The sequence below is a fragment of the Dellaglioa kimchii genome (genome assembly GCF_046115505.1).
GTDB lineage: Bacteria > Bacillota > Bacilli > Lactobacillales > Lactobacillaceae > Dellaglioa > Dellaglioa kimchii.
The window spans coordinates 963,190-982,746 of sequence record NZ_CP170736.1 but is presented as its reverse complement, the minus strand read 5'-3'; the positions used below and the strand labels follow the sequence as shown (position 1 = coordinate 982,746).

The 19,557-nt window shown below is 35.1% G+C and carries 12 protein-coding genes; 6 read left to right on the top strand and 6 right to left on the bottom strand.

Annotation, left to right across the window (positions count from 1 at the left end; all coding sequences use genetic code 11):
- Window positions 1-422: 422 nt before the first annotated feature.
- The 3 genes from ACE83Q_RS04945 to ACE83Q_RS04935 all read left to right on the top strand — a co-directional run bounded on the left by ACE83Q_RS04945 (window position 423) and on the right by ACE83Q_RS04935 (window position 3,972).
- Window positions 423-851 (top strand): nuclear transport factor 2 family protein, encoded by a 429-nt coding sequence (locus tag ACE83Q_RS04945; RefSeq protein WP_409021625.1) that lies wholly within the window; start codon window positions 423-425, stop codon window positions 849-851.
- Between the two features lie 225 nt (window positions 852-1,076).
- A complete protein-coding gene (locus tag ACE83Q_RS04940; RefSeq protein WP_409021624.1) occupies window positions 1,077-2,498 on the top strand; it encodes a carboxylesterase family protein in 1,422 nt (473 codons plus the stop codon).
- Between the two features lie 349 nt (window positions 2,499-2,847).
- Window positions 2,848-3,972, top strand: a complete 1,125-nt coding sequence (locus ACE83Q_RS04935; protein WP_409022816.1) for an MFS transporter — start codon at window positions 2,848-2,850, stop codon at window positions 3,970-3,972.
- Window positions 3,973-4,378: 406 nt separating this feature from the next.
- Here ACE83Q_RS04935 and ACE83Q_RS04930 read toward each other — a convergent pair whose 3' ends face one another.
- From ACE83Q_RS04930 to ACE83Q_RS04920, 3 genes are read right to left on the bottom strand one after another with little or no spacing between them, the layout of a single operon-like run.
- Complete coding sequence (locus ACE83Q_RS04930; protein ID WP_409021623.1) at window positions 4,379-6,622, bottom strand: DEAD/DEAH box helicase; 2,244 nt, start codon at window positions 6,620-6,622, stop codon at window positions 4,379-4,381.
- 11 nt (window positions 6,623-6,633) lie between these two features.
- Window positions 6,634-7,965 carry an ATP-binding protein gene (locus tag ACE83Q_RS04925; protein WP_409021622.1) on the bottom strand — a complete coding sequence of 444 codons (1,332 nt, stop codon included), beginning with the start codon at window positions 7,963-7,965 and terminating at the stop codon, window positions 6,634-6,636.
- A complete protein-coding gene (locus ACE83Q_RS04920; protein ID WP_409021621.1) occupies window positions 7,962-9,821 on the bottom strand; it encodes a TerB N-terminal domain-containing protein in 1,860 nt (619 codons plus the stop codon). Before ACE83Q_RS04920 ends, ACE83Q_RS04925 begins: the two co-directional genes overlap by 4 nt.
- A gap of 403 nt (window positions 9,822-10,224) precedes the next feature.
- Between ACE83Q_RS04920 and ACE83Q_RS04915 the strand changes: the two genes are divergently transcribed.
- The 3 genes from ACE83Q_RS04915 (at window position 10,225) to ACE83Q_RS04905 (ending at window position 14,146) form a co-directional block, all read left to right on the top strand.
- Window positions 10,225-11,631 carry a C69 family dipeptidase gene (locus ACE83Q_RS04915; RefSeq protein ID WP_409021620.1) on the top strand — a complete coding sequence of 469 codons (1,407 nt, stop codon included), beginning with the start codon at window positions 10,225-10,227 and terminating at the stop codon, window positions 11,629-11,631.
- A 267-nt stretch (window positions 11,632-11,898) separates the two neighbouring features.
- On the top strand, window positions 11,899-12,210 hold the full coding sequence (locus tag ACE83Q_RS04910) for a helix-turn-helix domain-containing protein (protein ID WP_409021619.1): 312 nt from the start codon (window positions 11,899-11,901) through the stop codon (window positions 12,208-12,210).
- A 448-nt stretch (window positions 12,211-12,658) separates the two neighbouring features.
- A complete protein-coding gene (locus ACE83Q_RS04905) occupies window positions 12,659-14,146 on the top strand; it encodes a helix-turn-helix domain-containing protein (RefSeq protein WP_409021618.1) in 1,488 nt (495 codons plus the stop codon).
- 76 nt (window positions 14,147-14,222) lie between these two features.
- On the opposite strand, the gene ACE83Q_RS04900 is transcribed toward ACE83Q_RS04905, so the two are convergent.
- From ACE83Q_RS04900 to ACE83Q_RS04890, 3 genes are read right to left on the bottom strand one after another with little or no spacing between them, the layout of a single operon-like run.
- Window positions 14,223-15,500 (bottom strand): glycoside hydrolase family 125 protein, encoded by a 1,278-nt coding sequence (locus tag ACE83Q_RS04900; RefSeq protein ID WP_409021617.1) that lies wholly within the window; start codon window positions 15,498-15,500, stop codon window positions 14,223-14,225.
- Between the two features lie 34 nt (window positions 15,501-15,534).
- Entirely contained in the window at window positions 15,535-18,168 is a 2,634-nt protein-coding gene (locus ACE83Q_RS04895) for a glycoside hydrolase family 38 C-terminal domain-containing protein (protein ID WP_409021616.1), read from the bottom strand.
- Window positions 18,169-18,204: 36 nt separating this feature from the next.
- On the bottom strand, window positions 18,205-19,554 hold the full coding sequence (locus ACE83Q_RS04890) for a PTS sugar transporter subunit IIC (RefSeq protein ID WP_409021615.1): 1,350 nt from the start codon (window positions 19,552-19,554) through the stop codon (window positions 18,205-18,207).
- Between the last annotated feature and the right edge of the window lie 3 nt (window positions 19,555-19,557).

Sequence of the window (19,557 nt, the reverse complement as noted above, 5' to 3'; positions counted from 1 at the left end):
GAGAATTCGGTCGTGTAAATGTTGTCAACACCAATAAATGGTATAAAAATGAAGAATAATGTTAGCGCGGGAATTATTCTCAAAAATTGTAACCTGTGACACGTAAGGATAGTCAATATACTTAAGAGGATTCAATTAATGCTTTTTGGTTGACTGTGACGTAACGAGATAGTCTATATTGACAACATACTTTAAGTACTAGTTATTGAAGCTGTTGATGAAGTTGATGCCACTTCAAAAAAAGTCAATTAAAAAAAATCAGCAGGGTTTTATCATGATGGGGGGTTCGGTAGAGACCTTGAAACGGTATTTAAACTTGGGAATATTCAAGAAGTACAGTTCTATGGCATGAAATCTGATTGATCAATTGGTCAAGTTATTGTTAACAATGATTAGCGCAATTTATAAATAAGGAGAAAAAAATGGTTAATACAAATAACAAATTAAATGAAGAGATTATTGCACTAGAAAAGGGTGCGTTGGATAAGTGGTTCAAAGGGGATACTTCGGGTTACCTAAATATTTGGTCACAAAAACAGTTTTCGTATTTTGATGGTGCTGTTAAAAGACGTGTTGATAGTTATGAAGACATAAAAGAATCAGTTTTAGCTAATGTTGAAGGAAAACTATTTGCTGACAGTTACGATTTTGAATACCCACGAGTGCAAGCAGTCGATGATATGGCAGTTTTAACATATCAATTATATGCAAAAACGACATTGATTGATATGCAATACAATTGTATTGAAGTTTATCAAAAAGAAGAAGATGGCTGGAAAGTAATCCACTCAACTTGGTCATTTATTCGACCAATGGATATGGACTTCGGTAAAGCTAAAAGTATTGTTTAAAAAGGTGAAGTTGACCTTTATTCAGGGTATACTGAATAAAGGTCTATTAACTATTTTGAAGGTACAAAATATACACAATTAGTGATTTTCAAAAGAATACCGACAAAATAGGTTTTGCTTCACATTGACCTTGATGTTGCGAAAAAGTTTTACAAGAATAATTATTAATACAAATCGGAATAATCAGTCAGATAACATAAATAATTTAAATTGGAGTAGATAGAAATGACGACACATAAAGTACACAGTTGGTTAGGCGTTCCCTATGCCAAAGCTGAAAGATTTGCTGAACCAGAGTTGGTTCCTTTTGATGAAACAAAGCAGTATGTTAAGTATGGACCAGCACCTTTGCAGGCTGGCGATACAAGTTGGCTGGGAGCCGTTAGCGGACTTAGCGAAGATTGTCTAAACCTTAATATTTGGGCCCCTGAAGACATGGGGGAGGAACCATTACCAGTTGTTGTTTATATTTTTGGTGGTGGCTGGGTGTTAGGATCAAATACACAAGCAGTTTCTGACGTATCAGGACTAGCTAGTACTGGTCGTGTGATAGGCGTTTCTATTAATTATCGCCTTGGACCATTTGGTTGGTTATCACTAGCACAGTATGGTGGTAAATTAAAAGATGCAACTAACCTTGGTCTTAAAGATATAATAATGGCTCTTAAATGGATTAAAAAAAATATTGCTTATTTTGGCGGTGATGCTAATAATGTTACAGTTACGGGACATAGTGCAGGTGCTTTTTCAACATTAGAACTATTATCAGCGCCTAGTGCTGACAATCTTTATCATCATTTAGCAGCTTTTTCTGGTATGCCTTCTCGATTAGTGCCTCAATGGGTGGCGCAAGAGCGTGCTCTAAAAGTGTTAAAACATTTTGACTGTGTTAATAATCCAGAGCACTTATTACAGGTCGATGCTTATGAATTAGCTGAAGCTATGAATGCAACTCAATCACCTGATCCGGGTACTCCACATGGCGTTGACAATGATGTGATAGCTGTTACTGACGATAGTCAAATAATAAATGGGGTTATAGCTGATCACCCGATGCATGTTCTTGAATCTGGGAAACACAAAGATGTAGATATTCTATTTAGTAGTACCACAGAAGAAACTTTTTATTGGGTCTTAAATCGGACAAAAGATTTTGATCCAGTGACCCTTGACAGGCTTACAGAGCAATTTGCCCATAGTATGCGTATTCCTTTAACTAGAGCCCAACAAGTAATCAATTCCTTTGCTGATGATACTTTGAAGCCTGTAGAGGTGAGGGGATTATTATTAACGCATTTATCCTTTACATTACCCCAAATTCGCGGGGCAGTGGCTCATGCTAATGCAGGTGGAACATCACATGTGTTAGTTGTTGCACCTGTCAAAGGAGCAGAAGTCGCTGTCCATGGAACAGAGATGTACGGCATTGTTGGACAGATTAGCCCCAATGCCAGTCAAGAACAAATTGATCGGGACAATTATATTAAAGACACGTTATTAAATATGGCGGAAGGTCATTCCGATCTTACTTGGGATGCTGTTAAGGTAGATAAAATAAGTGCTAAAGGAATTGGAAACATGCCTTATGATGCTACAAAACATAGTTTGGATATTCTTGAAATATTTAAAGGAATAGACCGTCCTTAATAGTTTAGAGCAAAAAGTGCAGGACAATTCATTGTTGGTTAGCTGACTCAAATTGGTATTTTTCAGAGATAACCAGTATGACTATAGTTTAAAAATGTGTTGGATTCCTGCTTCCGTAGACGCCCCGAGGCTAAAACTAGCAGTGATTGTTTTTGATAGTAAGGCATAATTTTTTGACCTTTTAAATTTTGTTCGGATTAATTATAGATTTTGCATTTCTGAATAATTGGCGGAGAAAACTATATATTATTGTGAAACATTTGAGGATTTTCTAGGACTTAGAACGAATAAGGGGAGATACAAGGACTTGGACCGAAAAACATTTATTTCTAAAGACGTTATTTATGTAATGATAGCCACTTTTTTCTATCAATTTAGTATTCAGTCGGTAAATCCGTTAATCAGTGGCTATGTTACACATTTAGGTATTACTAGTACTCTAGCAGGTTTAATTGTTGGTATTATGAGTATTACTTCATTGTTTTTAAGACCTATTGCTGGAAATCTTACCGATAAAATATCAAAATATGGGTTAACATTTATTGGTGGTATTCTATGTGCAATTAGTGATTTTGGATATATGTTTTCTTTTAATACTGCCTGGTTATTCTTTTTTAGAGTCATTAATGGAGTTGGTTTTGTCTTATGTACTGTATGCTTGGCGACCTGGTTGGCGTTCTTGGTGCCGCGCCAACGTGTCGGTGCGGCGATGGGGTATTATGGGTTGGTAAATGCTCTTTCTATGGCAGTTGCCCCAGTCTTGTCACTTGAGATATATCAAAAAGTAGGGTATAAAATGATTTTTCTTTTGGCCGCTGTCAGCGCGGTTGCCGTGGTAATTTCAATTCAGTTTATTGATAATCGAGCCATGCCATCTTTCGTTCGTAAGGAAACGACACATTTTAAGCTGATTCAACGAAGTGCATTACCGGTTGCATCAATTTTTGCCTTAATTTCTATTCCATATTTTGCGGTCCAGGCTGATATTGTAATGTATGTTCGAGCAAGTAATCTAAATATTACTGTTAGCTTATTTTTTGTAATTTATTCAATTGTTTTGATTTTTAGTCGAATTTTACTAAAAAACTATTTTGACAGTATTCCCTTTGGTGTTTGGTTTTATATCTGTATGATTGTGACTGTAGGCTATCTTTTTTTCTTAACCATAATGCATAACAATTTAGAGATGGCGTTAGCTGCGGCTTTGATGGCCATTGGGTTTGGAACAATGGTTTCTGTTTGCCAGTCTACAGCACTATTATTAGCGCCTTTGCGGGAACAGGGGCTGGCTACTGCAACTTACTATTTGGGGAGTGACATAGGAATGTCTTTAGGACCAATTTTAGGTGGCATTATTACAACTATTTTACCAATAAAATTACTTTTTCCAGTTATGATTTTAATTGTTCCAGTAGCTTTTAGTATCTATTTTTTTAATCATAATGCTTTGAACAGTGCGATTAGACATGATTAGTACTAGGAACAATGTGATGAACTTAATTTGAATAGTCTCGGAAACTTTCAAGTTTTCAAAAAAAGAAGGCTCGTAATGCGAGCCTTCTTTTTTATACATATATATTAAAGAAAATGATGTTGTTTATGTGTCTGTTACGGCGCCAATTTAAGCGATCATTTATAAATGTTTAGTTGTCAAAGCCAAGGATGCTTATCCGCATCATGATAAGCATATTTCGATGAAGTATATGATGCATTTACATTTGATAACAACGTATGATGAGCAAGCATTTACCTTAGAGAAATAAAAAAAACATGGCGCGACCTCTATCAGAGGACCACGTCATGTGCCGGATGATTTAGTAGCGTTGTTGAAGTAGATAACTAATTAGTTTATTATCACATTGATATTTTAGAATCTCTGTTTAGAGATGTTTTTGCCAACTAAGCACGCGATTCTGCATTCCTTTGAGATCTAAGATACCGTTTGCAAATCCTTTACGAATTAATTCTTCTGGTACATATTCATCATATTTTTCAAAAACAGGCACTTCTTTTTCATATACCAATGCCAAAGGTTCAAAATCGGTAGCTGCTTCTTCTGCTACGATTTTATAAAATTCTGCTTCACTGACAGCCATGGTAAATTGTAGGTAATATGGTCGTGATGAATTCATGCCTTTCAACCCAAGACGTTTACCACAACGGATTTTCAGAAACCGCTCAAGCGCAAGGAACGCGTAACTGCCAAGCCATGGAAACAATGCCCACATTTTGCCACCAAGATGAACCAGTGGACGATTAGCCATTTCTGCCTTTTTAAACGTTTCTCTGGCTTCTGTTAGACGGCCTCTAGCTTGTGGCATTAAGTAGGAATAATCTTTTTGTTCTGCAAGGACATCGTGCATACGTTCTAGGATTCTGGTATGTATGTCCCCAGCGACATCTCCGAAGTAGGCTGGTTTATTACCTTTAACAAGCGTACAGTATACCTCACGACGTTTGTGATCAACTTCATCGACAACCCATACACGTCCCGCTATGGCAATCTTGTCACTGACTGGTGGTGGCTTGACAATTGTACCTAACTCTTCCGATCCTGCACGGACTGCATATTCGATGTTTTCTTGAAAGACCCCATAAAACTTGTAGTTGTTAACAATGCGTTCACCAGCAAGACCAACAATTACACCGCCATTTTCGGTACGATTGATATGATCAATTGTGATCAGATGACGCAGTAAAATTCCAAAGTCCTCTTGATTAATTCGATGAAAAGCAGAAAGCGTTAGGACGCGTGAAGCAAGTTCAGCAAGTGTCATTTCGCCAGATGATGCCAATGTACTCATTGTTTGGTGATAAAGCAGTGAAAAAGGCAATTTGTCTGTTTGGGGTGGTTCTACAAAACGTTCTTCGATATATAATTGTACGAGAGCGATACCCTGAATAAGGTACCAGGGTATCATATCTGGCAGCATAGCACGAGCTTCTGGATGATCTTCGCGCATAACAAACCACATTTCAGAAGGGTCACCTCTTCTGCCCGTTCTGCCCATACGCTGTAAAAATCCGGAAACCGTAAATGGTGCATCTAGCTGAAAGGCACGTTCTAGTCTACCAATGTCGATACCAAGTTCTAGTGTTGCGGTGGCACAGACGCTCATGAGAGAATCAGCATCTTTCATAGCTTCTTCAGCACTTTCGCGATATGCTGTTGAAAGGTTTCCATGATGAATAAGAAAACGATCCGGTTCGTTGTTGACTTCACAGTACTGTCGTAAATTTTGACAGACTAATTCACACTCTTCTCGCGAGTTAGTAAAAATGAGGCATTTTTTGCCACGTGTGTGTTCAAAAATATAGCCTATACCTGGATTTGCTGCCTTGGGAGCTTTATCTGTGGCAGGTTCTAAAGCAGAGGTAGGTGGGGCTGTTATCACACTATTTATTGTCTCATTAGCTTGCGGTTCTGAATTAAAAAAGTGTTCGATTGACAGTCGCCATACTTCTTTTCCACCGTCAAACTTTGGGATGATAGTTTCTCTGCCACTACCTGCGGCAAGAAATTTGCCCGCCGCTTTTGGATTTCCGATTGTAGCTGATAATCCTATTCGTCTTGGATTACTGCCCGCTAGTCGACAGAGGCGTTCAATTAGCGAAAAGGTTTGTCCACCACGATCTGAACGCAAAAGTGAATGTATCTCATCAATGACAATGAAGCGTAAATCACCAAAAAGGGCAGGGATTTCCATAGACTTGTTTATCATCAAAGCCTCTAAGGACTCCGGTGTAATTTGTAAAATACCGGCAGGTTTGCGTAGCAATTTTTGCTTTTGACTTCGGGGGGCGTCCCCATGCCAACGTGTGACTGGAATATCAGCTTCTTCACAAAGCTCATTTAATCGACCAAATTGGTCATTAATCAAAGCTTTTAAGGGGGCAATATACAGTACACCAACTGAGCTTGATGGTTGTTCATCAAGTAGGCTTAGAATAGGAAAAAAAGCAGCTTCTGTTTTCCCAGAAGCAGTAGATGCCGTTAAAAGAACATTCTTATTTGTGTTAAAAATGGCATCTCCGGCCGCATTTTGAACAGCACGCAGGGTTCGCCAGCCAGACCGGTAAATGTAGTCTTGAATAAAGGGCGCATATCGGTTATATATATCCATGTGAATACCTCTCAAATTGTAAATTCAGAAAAATTGTCAGCCACTTTGTTAGAAACAGCCTCTGATTTGGCATAAGAAAACTCATCAGAATTAAATATTGTTTCAATGGATAAATTTGGATTTTGATATAAAATATCTAATACCTCAATGAAATCACGGATAATCTCGCGTGGGGTAATATTTAAATCTGCCCCGATGCGTTCATATTCAATTCGGATAAAGGTGGCGAGGTTATCATCTGTCATCTTTTTTTCATAACTATAGAGATCTGCATGCATAATAGCCAACTTTTCACACAGAATTAGCATTTCTTCAGCTGTTAATGGTTCTAACTTGATGACCGGGGCCAACAAATCTCTAGCGCCTGGTTTTGAAAACTTACCTTCAGCTAAACGAGAGCGCAAGGCTTCATAACTATAAACACCACGACGCTTATCTTCTATAGCCTGTGGAGTAGTTCCCATGATGATACCAAGATATTTAGCTTTACCTTGCAATGTATCATTGTACATTGTTAACAGTTTTTCATAGTTATATTGACGCGTGATGCTATTTGGAATCTTATAGATGTTTACCAGCTCGTCAATCATAATTAGCATGCCAGAATAACCAGCTAATCTAAAGAAAGCAGCGAAAAGTTTTAAATATTCATACCAATTGTCATCTGTAATAATAATATTGATATCTAAGTCCTTTTTGGCTTCACGTTTTAAAGCATATTCCCCACGGAACCAGCGTATGACTTTTGCTTTCAGTTCATCATCGGCGTTGACATAGGCATGATAATAGGAAGAAAGTAATTTAGCAAATTCAAAGCCGTATACAAGTTCACTGACTGAGGAAGTGACTGTGTAAATATTTTGATCTACAATCGCAGTCAGACGAGGATCACCTGGAGTTAGGCCACTGTCGCTGGCTGCTTTTGATTGAACGCTGCTAATCCAACGATCCAAAATTAAATTAAGTGCACCACCTTCAGGTTTTGTTTTTGTAGATAGATTGCTGATTAATTCGCGATAGGTTGCAAGGCCTTGACCTTTTGATCCTTGAAGACGTCGTTCTGGTGATAAATCTGCATCGACAACAATAAAGCCACTGTTCATCACGTAATTACGAATCGTTTGCATCAGAAAACTTTTACCTGAGCCATATCTACCAACGACGAAGCGAAAGGATGCACCGCCTTCTGATATGATATCGACATCGTGTAAAAGTGCCTGAATTTCATTTTTTCTACCCACCGTAACGTAAGGTAGTCCGATTCTAGGGACAACACCACCCTTTAAGGAATTTAATACTGTTTGTGCAATGCGCTTTGGTACTTTTTTAGTTTGTTTTGTCATTTCATATTTCTCCCAATTATTTCAATTAAATCGTCTCGATAGTCTTCAATAAGAAAGATGGTATCGCCGTCACATTGTAGAGCTGAGTCGCCAATGTCATCAAAAAGCGTTTCATTTAACGTGTCGGTAATCACTTCAGGCATGCCATGCATATCACGGATCATGTCTGTGACAGATTCGCCTCGAACTAATAACCTTAGTAATTCTAACTGAGTCTTGCTTAGTGACAGCGTAGGCTCTGAATCAATAACAGGTATCTTTTCGAGGCCAGTCTTTTCAGTGGCTGGCAATATGTTATTATGTTTTGGTAATACGTTTTCAGAAGTATCTTTTTCTTCGTCAGTTAACAAACTGTCTCGTGTTTCAAACGCATCGCTTCTAATTTTATCTAAATTTGAAAATTGAATGGTAACCTTGGGTTTATCTGCTTTCAAACGAGAATCACGGTCAGCTGCAACGACAGTTTCAATGTACGGTGCTGCCCAGATTTCTGCATCTCGTGCTTTCAAAGGATAACCAGTTTTTAAATAAAGTCGTAACATACGATCTGTTTCACGCAAAAGACCATCTATCTTTTCTTGATGAAAGTTAAATTTTTGGTAACTCTGTTCGTACCAGGCATTGTTTTTGTAGGTATATTTTCGGATATCATTCAACTTGTATATAAGCGGCTGTTGTGGCGTTACTTGGTAATATACGGCGTTGCCTAGTGGGTACCAAAGATGAGAATGTATTGTGCCAAAGCACGCAGAAAATAAGTTATTATCCGTTTTTATAGCTGTTCGCCACACCTGAGCGAATAACTGAGTGCCGTGTTTTTCATGTTTTTTAAGGACAGCTGATGCCAAAATTTTATGTTTTCCAAAAAGACAAAGCGCATCAAAAACTGCTTTGTCTTCATGCTTTTCTGGATCACCTAAAATCATGATTGCGTTATCTCTTTGTAATTTTTCGGTATCAGCGTACTGATACGTCGTGTCTGGTTCTATACCATTTATTACTGCTAATTCAAACAACCATCTATGACTGTTTAAGCGTATACGGTTATCTCCAATACCGGAGTCCAGATAATTGATTTCAAATGCTTTTATTTTTTGTAGGCTGTCTATCACGGATGATGTGCCTATGCCATTAACCAACTCATACAAATATAGGTATGCAAGAGAAGTCGTGATTTTTTGATAAATGCCTTTTCGGATGTTTGTTCGCCAACTAAAATAACCGCGTAATTGTTTCAAACCAAGATCATGGTAGGTTGTAAAGTAGCGGTGTATGGCGACATTGTAGGGGAAATCATCTTCGTAGTCCGCCATAAATTGTCCTTGAACATAAAAATTACGGCATTTTTGATTGAAAGAGTTATCACCGTAAGCATAGAGTTGGCTCATTTTTATCATTTTTTCAGGGATTTTATTTTCTTTGACATCAGAAGTCATTCTCTTAAACGTCAGAGGAACCGCGTGGTATTGTTGCTGTTGTTGTGTAGGTTCGGCGTTTAGAACAATGGTATTACCGCTTGGTTCGTTCTTTTCAAGTGCCTTATCAAAAATACGATAGATAACATCTGGGTTTGTACTGTCGTCAAAATGGACGCCTAACCACTTCGGACCGTGCATTCGAAAAGGTGACGAAAGGTATGATGGTAAAATGTTAGTTGGTATTTCCTGTGTGTATTTGATGTCACAACGCTCGATTATATCACCTGAAATAGCGTTTTTTTGGCGCATCAAAACAGCTACCCATTTATTTGTGCTGGGATCTACCAACACCGAAAAACTAGGGAATTTAGGCCATTTGTATTGTTCGATAATATTATATTTTTCCTTGGCGTATAGTACTAATTCGGATAAATTCATGTTTTCACCAGAGTATGCTATTATTTATAAGTTTGTTAGTCATACGTTCTAAATATTTACGCAAAGATAGGTGAATAAACAACTAGCACAGTTAAATTCATCAATAATTTTTGTTATTTAAAATGTATACTACTGATAGTATATGATGTACCGTTGCGTCACAGTCAATATCATTATTCCTTTTCATTTGATTTAATATCTTTATGACAATATTATTAAAATTATAGTTCTTGCACAACTTTTGTATAATACAGGGGGACATACCCTTCATCGCTTTCAATTAGTTTTAGTCGACGAAATTGTAGAGCCAGTCTTAACGTCAAAAGTGGGCTTAAGACTTCTTTTAATTTACCGCTAAAACCGCTATACTATTAGTATAAAATCAATAAGGAGTGTGTGGAAAATGACAAAAAGAGTTCAAGGTTCTTGTACATCAATTTTAGTTGGTAAAAATGCTTCAATCGACGGTTCAACAATGATTTCTCGAAATGATGATGGGCATGAAGCTTTAGATCCACAACGTTTTGTTGTCGTACAACCTGAAGATCAACCACGTAATTATCAATCTGTTATTAGCGGTGTAAAGGTGGAATTACCAGATAATCCAATGCGCTATACATCAATTCCAAACTCGCTTTTAACAAACGGAATTTGGCCTGCAGCGGGTATCAACAGTGATAATGTAACGATGTCTGCTACAGAAACAATTACAAGTAATCCACGTATTCAAGGGCTTGATCCTTATGCTGCTGGAGGAATTGGTGAAGAAGATCTTGTAACGCTCGTCTTACCATATATTCATAGTGCTAAAGAAGGGGTTGAACGTTTAGGCGATTTACTCTTAACACATGGCACATATGAACCAAATGGGATCGCATTTTCCGATAATGACAGTGTTTGGTGGCTTGAAACAATCGGTGGTCATCATTGGGCTGCTGTTCGTATTCCGGATGACGCTTATGTTGTTGCGCCTAACCGTCGAAATATTGATATGTTTGATTTTGATTCAGAAGACACACTTTGTTCTGAAGATTTAAAAGTCTTAATTGATAATAATAAGTTAAATCCTGATTTTGAGGGTTACAATTTACGTCATATCTTTGGTAGTGCATCAATTAAAGATACGGTCTACAATAATCCCCGTACATGGTACGGTCAACAATATTTCAATCCTGAAATTATACAAGATCCAATGGATCAAGATTTACCTTTCATTTGTCATGCAAATCGTAAAATTTCAATTGAAGATGTTAAATTTGTTTTGAGTGCACATTTTGAAAATACGGAATATGATCCTTATGGTAGTGCACCAGAAGATATTAAAACACGATTCCGTCCAATTGGGATTAACCGTAATCATAATGTACATTTATTACAAGTTCGTAATGATGTACCCGATGAGATTGCTGGAATTCACTGGTTAGCTTATGGTGCAAATACGTTTAATACAATTGTACCTTTCTATGCGAATGTTAATGACACACCAGATTCATATAAAAATGCAACAGGTGAATTTGACCTAAATAATATGTACTGGCTCAGTTGTACAACTGCATTATTGGGCGATACGAATTATGACTTCTACGTAGATATGCGTAATACATTTGAACTTGAAGCAATGAGTGCTTACCATGAAATTCAAAATATTGCTGATAAGGCAGTTAGTTCACAAGCAAATATCACAGCATTTTTAGAAGAAATGAATAATAGGTTAGCTACAGAATCATTAAAACGTCAAACACAATTGTTAGGTGAAATGGTTATTTCTGGTTCTGAACAAATGAAATTACGTTATAACTTAAACGATTAATTATATAAAAAATGAAAAGTTATCATTAAATTGATAACTTTTTTTGTAACAATTACTAGTTTAGACGTCACTTTTGAGTAATAAGATATCCTTTTATGTTCTAGCGACAATCAAATTTATATCATTTAAATATGGCTTATACAATTCTTATTATAATGATAACAAGTATAATAATATGCTTTTTTCTGAAATTAATGTTTTTAAAAATCTTTAAGCTTTCTTTGATTTCACTTATTGTAAAATAAGATTCGTGATTGGAGAAAGTTAATGGTTAAAACGATAAGTCAGTTAATTCGTAAAAAACGTAAGGCACTTAGTCTAACAATTGAGCAGCTTGCTGAAAAGTCTAACGTTTCTATTAGTTTGATTTCTAGAATTGAACGAGGGGACGTTGCTAATATTAGTATTAATAAATTATATGATATTGCCAGTGCGCTAGACTTAGAATTGTCAGATTTCTTTAGTAGACAGCAGTTTTCGGATATACCTACTTTAGAATTATTACAATATTTTAGTACGTTAACAGATGAGAAACGTGAGGAATTATCAAAATCAATTCTTAGAATTATTCAATTATAAATGATAATGATTAATAATGGATTATGCTATTTTTTATAGAATGCACAATTTATCCTCTCTTTGTATTCTTTAGTTAAATTAATTTCAATTATTTTAGGTTTTAAATTTTTCGATAACTTTAAATTGAGTAGTAATGAATTAGAATTGTCCATGGTAGATCATCACCTTCAAAAAATAACCCTTAACCAAGAAACTTTCCTGGTTAAGGGTTATTTTAGTAGGAAATTGAATTAATTTAACGTAGATGTCAAGTTAAATGATAGATAGGATATCGTTAGTATTTGGAGAGAAATTAGAATAAAAAATGACATGAAATAGGTTAAATGTTAACATATAGAGAATAATAATTCTGGGGAATAAGTTATTTTTTTAAGTATGGTATTGGGGATAAAAATTTAACTCAAAAAAATATTTATGTTAATGATTGGAAATACTCGGAGGTAAGCATTTGTACAAGAAAAATATTCTCGATAAACAAGAATGGCTAATTTGCGAAATCATTGAAATATTAGCTCTGAACGAAACTGGTTTATCAAGAAAACGATTACGTGAGCAATTAAATGTTTCTGAAACGGCTGTAAAAGTTGCTTTACAACAATTGGATAATGATTTAAATTCCGGGGATGAACCCTACATGATTATTACAAAAAATAATGTCCAATTATTAGGTAAAGGGGAAATGAATTTTAATCAAACAATTTATCGGTATATTAAAAAATCGATAAATTATCAGATTTTAATGGCTTTTTATACTAAGGGTAATGGAAAAGTTGAGAATTTAGATACTAAATTAAATGTCAGTGAAGCTTCTATTTTTAGAAGAATTAAGCGATTGAATTCCCTTTTAGAAGAATTTCATGTGAAAATTTCTCATGGTGTGATGTTAGGTAACGAAAGTCAAATTCGCTTCTTTTATTATTCATTGTTTTTAGGAATTGATTTTAAATTCGAACAATCGAGTGAAAATGGCATTATTATGGCAGTCATCCAACGGTTTGAGGAATATTTTGATTTTAATGTGAATGATAGTAGTTTAGTTAGAGTAAAGCTTTGGTTAAAAGTAACGAGTCAACGAATGATGGTTAATGATCAAGATAATCGTAGTATTTCAGTTGTTTTAGAAGACATGATAAAAAATAATTCGCTATTCGATAGCGTTGAAGAAGAATTTGGCGAAATCGTTAAAGAGTTTAAGCATAAAGTTGATATTCATTTTGAAAGTGCACTACTTTACGCTTGGACCACGGCTTTTGTGCCAGTACCATGGAGCACCTTTGTTGCCCATGATTTTGTGGCTGTTAATCGTAAAAATAATAATAAATTGCAACAGGCTGTTGAATTTTTAGAAAATGGATTTGAGAATAGCTTAGGTATTCGGGTTGCTGGAGGCGATTTAAGTGAGTCTTTATATCCAATTTGTACAGAGGCCTTTTTATTTCACGGTGTTTTAAAATCTGCTAGTACAGATATGATGGAGGATTATCGCCTTAGAAAAGATAATGAGTTAGTTCTTAAAAATGTAAAAAATGCCATGAGTGCAATGATTGAAGAATCGAAGGGCGATCCCGAATGGTATGCCTTTTATTCAAGGTATGGTGACTCATTTATCAAGACGATTATGTCAATTTTTAATGCGCGTTTATTGGCAAAAGAAAAATTATTAACGGTAGGTGTGGATTTAAATACTGAGGAGCGCGTTAAGGAAATGTTTATGATGTACGCCAGTCGGGAATTAAATATTAATTTACGTGTCAATATAGATGTTTACGAGTCTACTAAGAATTATGATTTAGTTATTACAAATTTTATGAGCAAAAATTATTTGAATTCAGCACTGGAGACATATATTATCACTGGATTAGGGACAGATAGTGATGTACTTGGCGTTGAACAAGAATTAATAGAAATACTTAAAAAATATTATCATACTAAATGATAATATTTTTTTTGATTTGAATTAGTTATAAGCATAAAAAAAGAGTAGATTTCTCTACTCTAAATTAACTATATTATTAAATATTCAGATATCGTAAAGCAAGTTGACAGTAAGTCATATTTGCCCAAGAAAACCAGTCTCTAGTAAATTGACTTGGGTCATTAACGTTAATTCCTTCATGACATTGTAATGTGTCATCATCGGTTTGACTAATGATATCTAGTTTATTTTGCATAATTTCCGGATTATTTGATGTTAATCCCTCCATCGCTAACGAAATCGGCCAAATATATTCCTTTGGTGTATGAGGACTGCCAATCCCTTTTAAATATTTTCCCGAGTAATAATAGGGATTTTGATCACTCAGAATAAATTTACGCGTTTTTTGGTAGATAGAGTCATCAGGTGAAATATAACCAATAAATGGGAGAGATAATAGACTAGGTACGTTAGCATCGTCCATTAAATTGATATTACCTAAGCCATCAACCTCATAGGCAAAAATAGTTTCATTAGAATTTGGAGCTGATACGATTCCAAAATTTTCAATTCCAGATTCAACTTCAGATCGGAGACGACTTATTCTTTTAAGTAGCTCGACTGGAGCAGGTTGTGTTTTAGATAAGGTAAGCAACTCATCTAGGACACAAACGATATAGCAATTACCTGGAATATGATAACCATATAAGCAGGCATCATCACTTGGGCGGAAACCACTCCAAATCATACCTGTATACCCAATTGGTGCACCTTTACCACCATGACTCAATGTGTCTGTTGAGGGACCATTAGAACGATTAAAAATATAATTGGAAGTTTCATGATGTTGTTCGGTAATAAAGGTATCCACAATTAACTTTACAGTTTGCCAAAAGTTACTGTCTAAATGTTTTGAATATCCAGATTTTTGATAAAGTTCTGATGCCAAATGGATAGGGGCGCATAATGAATCAATTTCAAATTTTCTCTCCCAAACGAGATCAGATATTGGGATATTTGATTTATCAACTGTGTAGTGTGCACCAGAACTAGTTTCGTTAAATGCATTTGCATAAGGATCATGTTGAATATAGGCAAGTTGTTGATTAATAACGCCATGGATGAGATGTGTTATTTCCGGAATCTTATCTGTTAGTGAAAGATAAGGTAGTATCTGAAATGTCGAATCTCTGAGCCACATAGCAGGAATATCTCCTGTAGCAACGAAAATATCTGAATCATTTTGTACTTTAACCGTATTTGTTAGCGTATCAATGAATACATTACGAAATAATGCAGTAGATTTTTTTGAAGAAAGTGAAATTGTTTCTGAATAATCCGTGACTTGTTTAATTAGTTTTTCTTGATTTATCATTTAAATACCTCAAATCGTAAGTTATCATAATTATTTATTTAATTGGAAAGATACCGTAAGTTCTAATTTCTCCTGGACCAAACGATAGTAAATCAACGGTGGTAACTTTTGAATTAATGAAATGGCTAACTTTACCATTTAAATCGAGTTCAGCAATGTTACAAGTAGTATTTAATGAGAGATTGCCAGGTTGATTGATAACGTTATCAGTTGGATTATAAAGACGAAGTTCAAATCCAGTTTTATCATCTGATATTGAAAAACTACTCATAATGACCTTTAAATTTTGAACGGACATAATTGAATTGTGATTAACGTTTGTCTTTGTTGGATTCATCATGAAATATTGTAAAGGTGTTGAAAAGCGATTTATTATTTGATCTTGATAGAAAAGTTCATTTTGACTTAATTGGCGATGCTTATTTTGAAGTTCAATAGGCTTGAAGTCAGCTTCAACAACTAGCCCACCTTCAAATATTAATTCTTTATTTAATTGACTATCAGGAGTTGAAACAATTTTTGTTTGTAGACCTGAAGCATCTGAGGGGCGGCGCATTAAGTCAGGACGTCCTAAGAAACCTACTCCTCTAAACAATGTAATCGCTAATTTATCAAAAGATTTATCAATTAATTGAAAATCTTTCGTACCTAAGGTTAGAAAAGACCAACTTACTTCTTTATTATGTGAATTAGCGAAATGAATCATTGGTCGCATACTTGTTGGTTCTTCCTTATAACCAATTTGTTCCCAGTCTTTAAGGTGTTTGTCTTCAGTAGGACGTTCAATGATACCAAATGGGGTATCTGCAAACGAGCTAACGACATTCGTTAATTGTGTATTTAAAATAAGTCGCATACGATGATCAAGAATAGTATTATCAATGTGCATCTTAAATTTAATAACGTTAGAATTTTTCGTTAATGTTAATGTTAATTGATAATTTAATCGACCAGTTTTAGTTTTTAGTGCACGCTCCTCTAAGTTGATTGGTAAGGTCCACGAACCAGTAATTGACATAATTTGATATAATTTTCCTGATTTAAATGTTATTGAATCAGATTTTGAAAAATCTAAAGTTAGTAACCAATCTTTGAATGCAGGAGAGTAGTCATACGTATCACCCTCATCACCGCTATCTTCAATTGTCATAAAATTAGAATATAAGTGATTATCAAACTTTGTTTTAAGATTTAATTGCCCGTTATCAAAAGAAATTTTGTAGAAGTCATTTTGAATATCAGTAGATACTGCTAATGTATTTACTGGGTTGTTTTCTGAGACGGATTGAATGCAGTAGCCAGTCCAATCTGTAGCTGATATGATCGTGTTAAAAGCAATTTTAGTAATGTAATAAAAATCATCAGTCATTTCAGTTTGATCACGGCGTAAAACTGCTGCATTTTCTTTATTTTGATAAATAATATCAAAAGGAACATCAATGCCGTCTATTGTTTTAAGATTAAAATTAACAAAAGAAGTACTAACTTCGAATTCACGAATTTCATTAACTGGTAAAGGAAGTGGATTCCAAGCAAATAAATTTAATTGTTTTTTATCTGAAATAGAAATACTTAGTTTACGAAGTAGATAATCTTTGAGTGAAAGAGATAATTGATCTGCCACAATTCCACGATGTAAGATATCTTGATTTGTTTTATCACTGTTACAGCCACCGGAACTATCATGAGCTTGTCCACGGGCAATAGTCTTCCAAATATCATCAATTAAACCTTGCTTTTCAGATATACCCTGATGTGTAGCAATAGCCATTAAAGGCTCGACTTCATAAGTCATTCTCCGTTCTAATTTATCGTAAAGCTGTTTTAAATCGTAACGAGAAGAGTAGATTCCTCGATGTATTTTAGAATCTGATGGATCAATGAATTCTCCATTAAATGATGGTAAATTTGACTCCTTAGCTAATGCATCAAAAAATTTTGGATACGTACTTTCTTGAATAACAGAATCAGATTCTAAAAGAACACTATTAGCAGTCGCAAGTCTGTCTTTTAATTCATGGTCGACAGCTCGCTGGTCACCGCCAATTGGTAAAACAAGATTATTAGATGTAGTATTCGTTGAGATTTTCTCTGTTAAATCTAAAAAGTTATCATTTTCAACTATATCTACGCCTGCATAATAGCCATTTTTAATATTAGCAACTAAAACTTTGGAGGAGTCATTACTTGTCCAGTAAAAATAGCGGGAATCGTTTTCTGTAGGGAACCCACGCCAGAAAACAGTGCTATTAATACCAAATCCATTATATATTTTTGGCATATCTTGTCCTTGTCCAAATGAATCTGGGAGATACCCAACTTTCATTACGCCACCTAAATTGTCAGCTAGCTTTGATCCAATTCTGATATTGCGAATAATAGATTCTCCAGATGTAACCATTTCATCAATTTGAGTATACCAAGGACCAATGAGTAAACGACCCATAGAAACATATTTTTTGATAAGATCTTCTTTTTCTGGAGCTGTATTTAGATAATCATCAATAATTGACATCTGTCCATCTAATAGATAATAATCTAGTTCATTTTTAGATAATGCCTCAAAAACTTCGTCCATATGGAAGGCAAATTGAACTCGAGCCTCTTGACGTGTAAAATACCATTCAAAATCCCAATGAGTATGTGCGATTGCATGAATCTGTTTCAAATGAAACACCCTTTCTTCTCTTGAATTAAATTCAGATTATTCTGTAACCATGTCTGCATCCAATTTTCTTGCTTCTGCACGTTCATGGCGTTGGTTGATAATAACAAATGGAGCATATAGTGCAGTATCTAAGACAACTAAAACAGCAGTTAAAACAACTGGGCTCAGATGGAACGCACCTAATACCCAAGTACTAATGAAAATAGGTTCATTACCAGAATTTAAAACTACAAGAGGTACAACCCAACCGATTGAAGTTACAACATAGGCAATAATTGCATTTGTAACGGGTACAACAATCCATGGAATGAACATTAATGGATTTAAAACAATAGGCAAACCGAAAATAACAGGTTCATTAATACCGAAACAACTAGGAATGAAACCTAGCTTTGCAACTTCTCGCTCTTTTTCACCTTTATTTGTGAAAATCAGCATTGCAATAATTAAACCAAATGTTGCACCAGAACCACCAATCATGGCGTAAACATTTGTCATTGTATTAGGTGAAATTGAAATATCAGCAAAACTTTGAGTTTCAGCAAATTTTGCAACGTTTTTAAGGAATAGTGGTAACCAGAAGGCTGAAATAACGCCCCAGACGATATTGAAACCATGTAAACCAAGGAACCAAAGGATTTGTTCTAATAAAATAACAATAATAATAGCTGGAAGCCCAACACCAACGCTTAACATTGGTGAGATAACAATATCAGCAATCATTTGTACTAATGAAACATAGCCAAGTGACTGTATTGTAATTCTTACGATACCAAAAATAATAAGTACTTCGGAAATTGGAATTAATGAGAAAAATGAATCGAAAACATTTTGTGGTACGTTACCAGGCATTTTAATCGTGAACTTACTTCTTGCGAATCGAGCGAACAACGAAACGGCAAGCATTCCAACAATTAAGGCTGTAAACATACCTTCATAACTAAAGAATGAAGTTGAAAAACCTTCAACAACTTTAGCTTTGTTATCCAAAAAGTTAACGTTATTAGGAATCATGACAAAGTATGCTGCGAATGCCAATAATGTGGCAATAATTGGATTTAAACCTTTATTTTTTTCGTCCTTTTTTAATTCCATTGCATACGAGTATGCTGATGAAAAAACAACGATTAGTGCAACAATACCAAGAGTAGCAGTACCAATGTAGCCGAATAAGTCACTAATACTTGTTAAAATGACATTATGAATATCTTTTGCTTTAATTAATGCATCAAGTTCCATTTTGATTAGATTTGAGAATGATCCGACAACAGTAAACGGAATTGTTCTAACAAAGGCATTCTTAATAGCTTGTAAAATGGTATTTCTTTCAACCCATGCTGAAACTTTTAAGAGTGGCCCCTGGATTTTTTCTAAGTTAAAATGCATAAT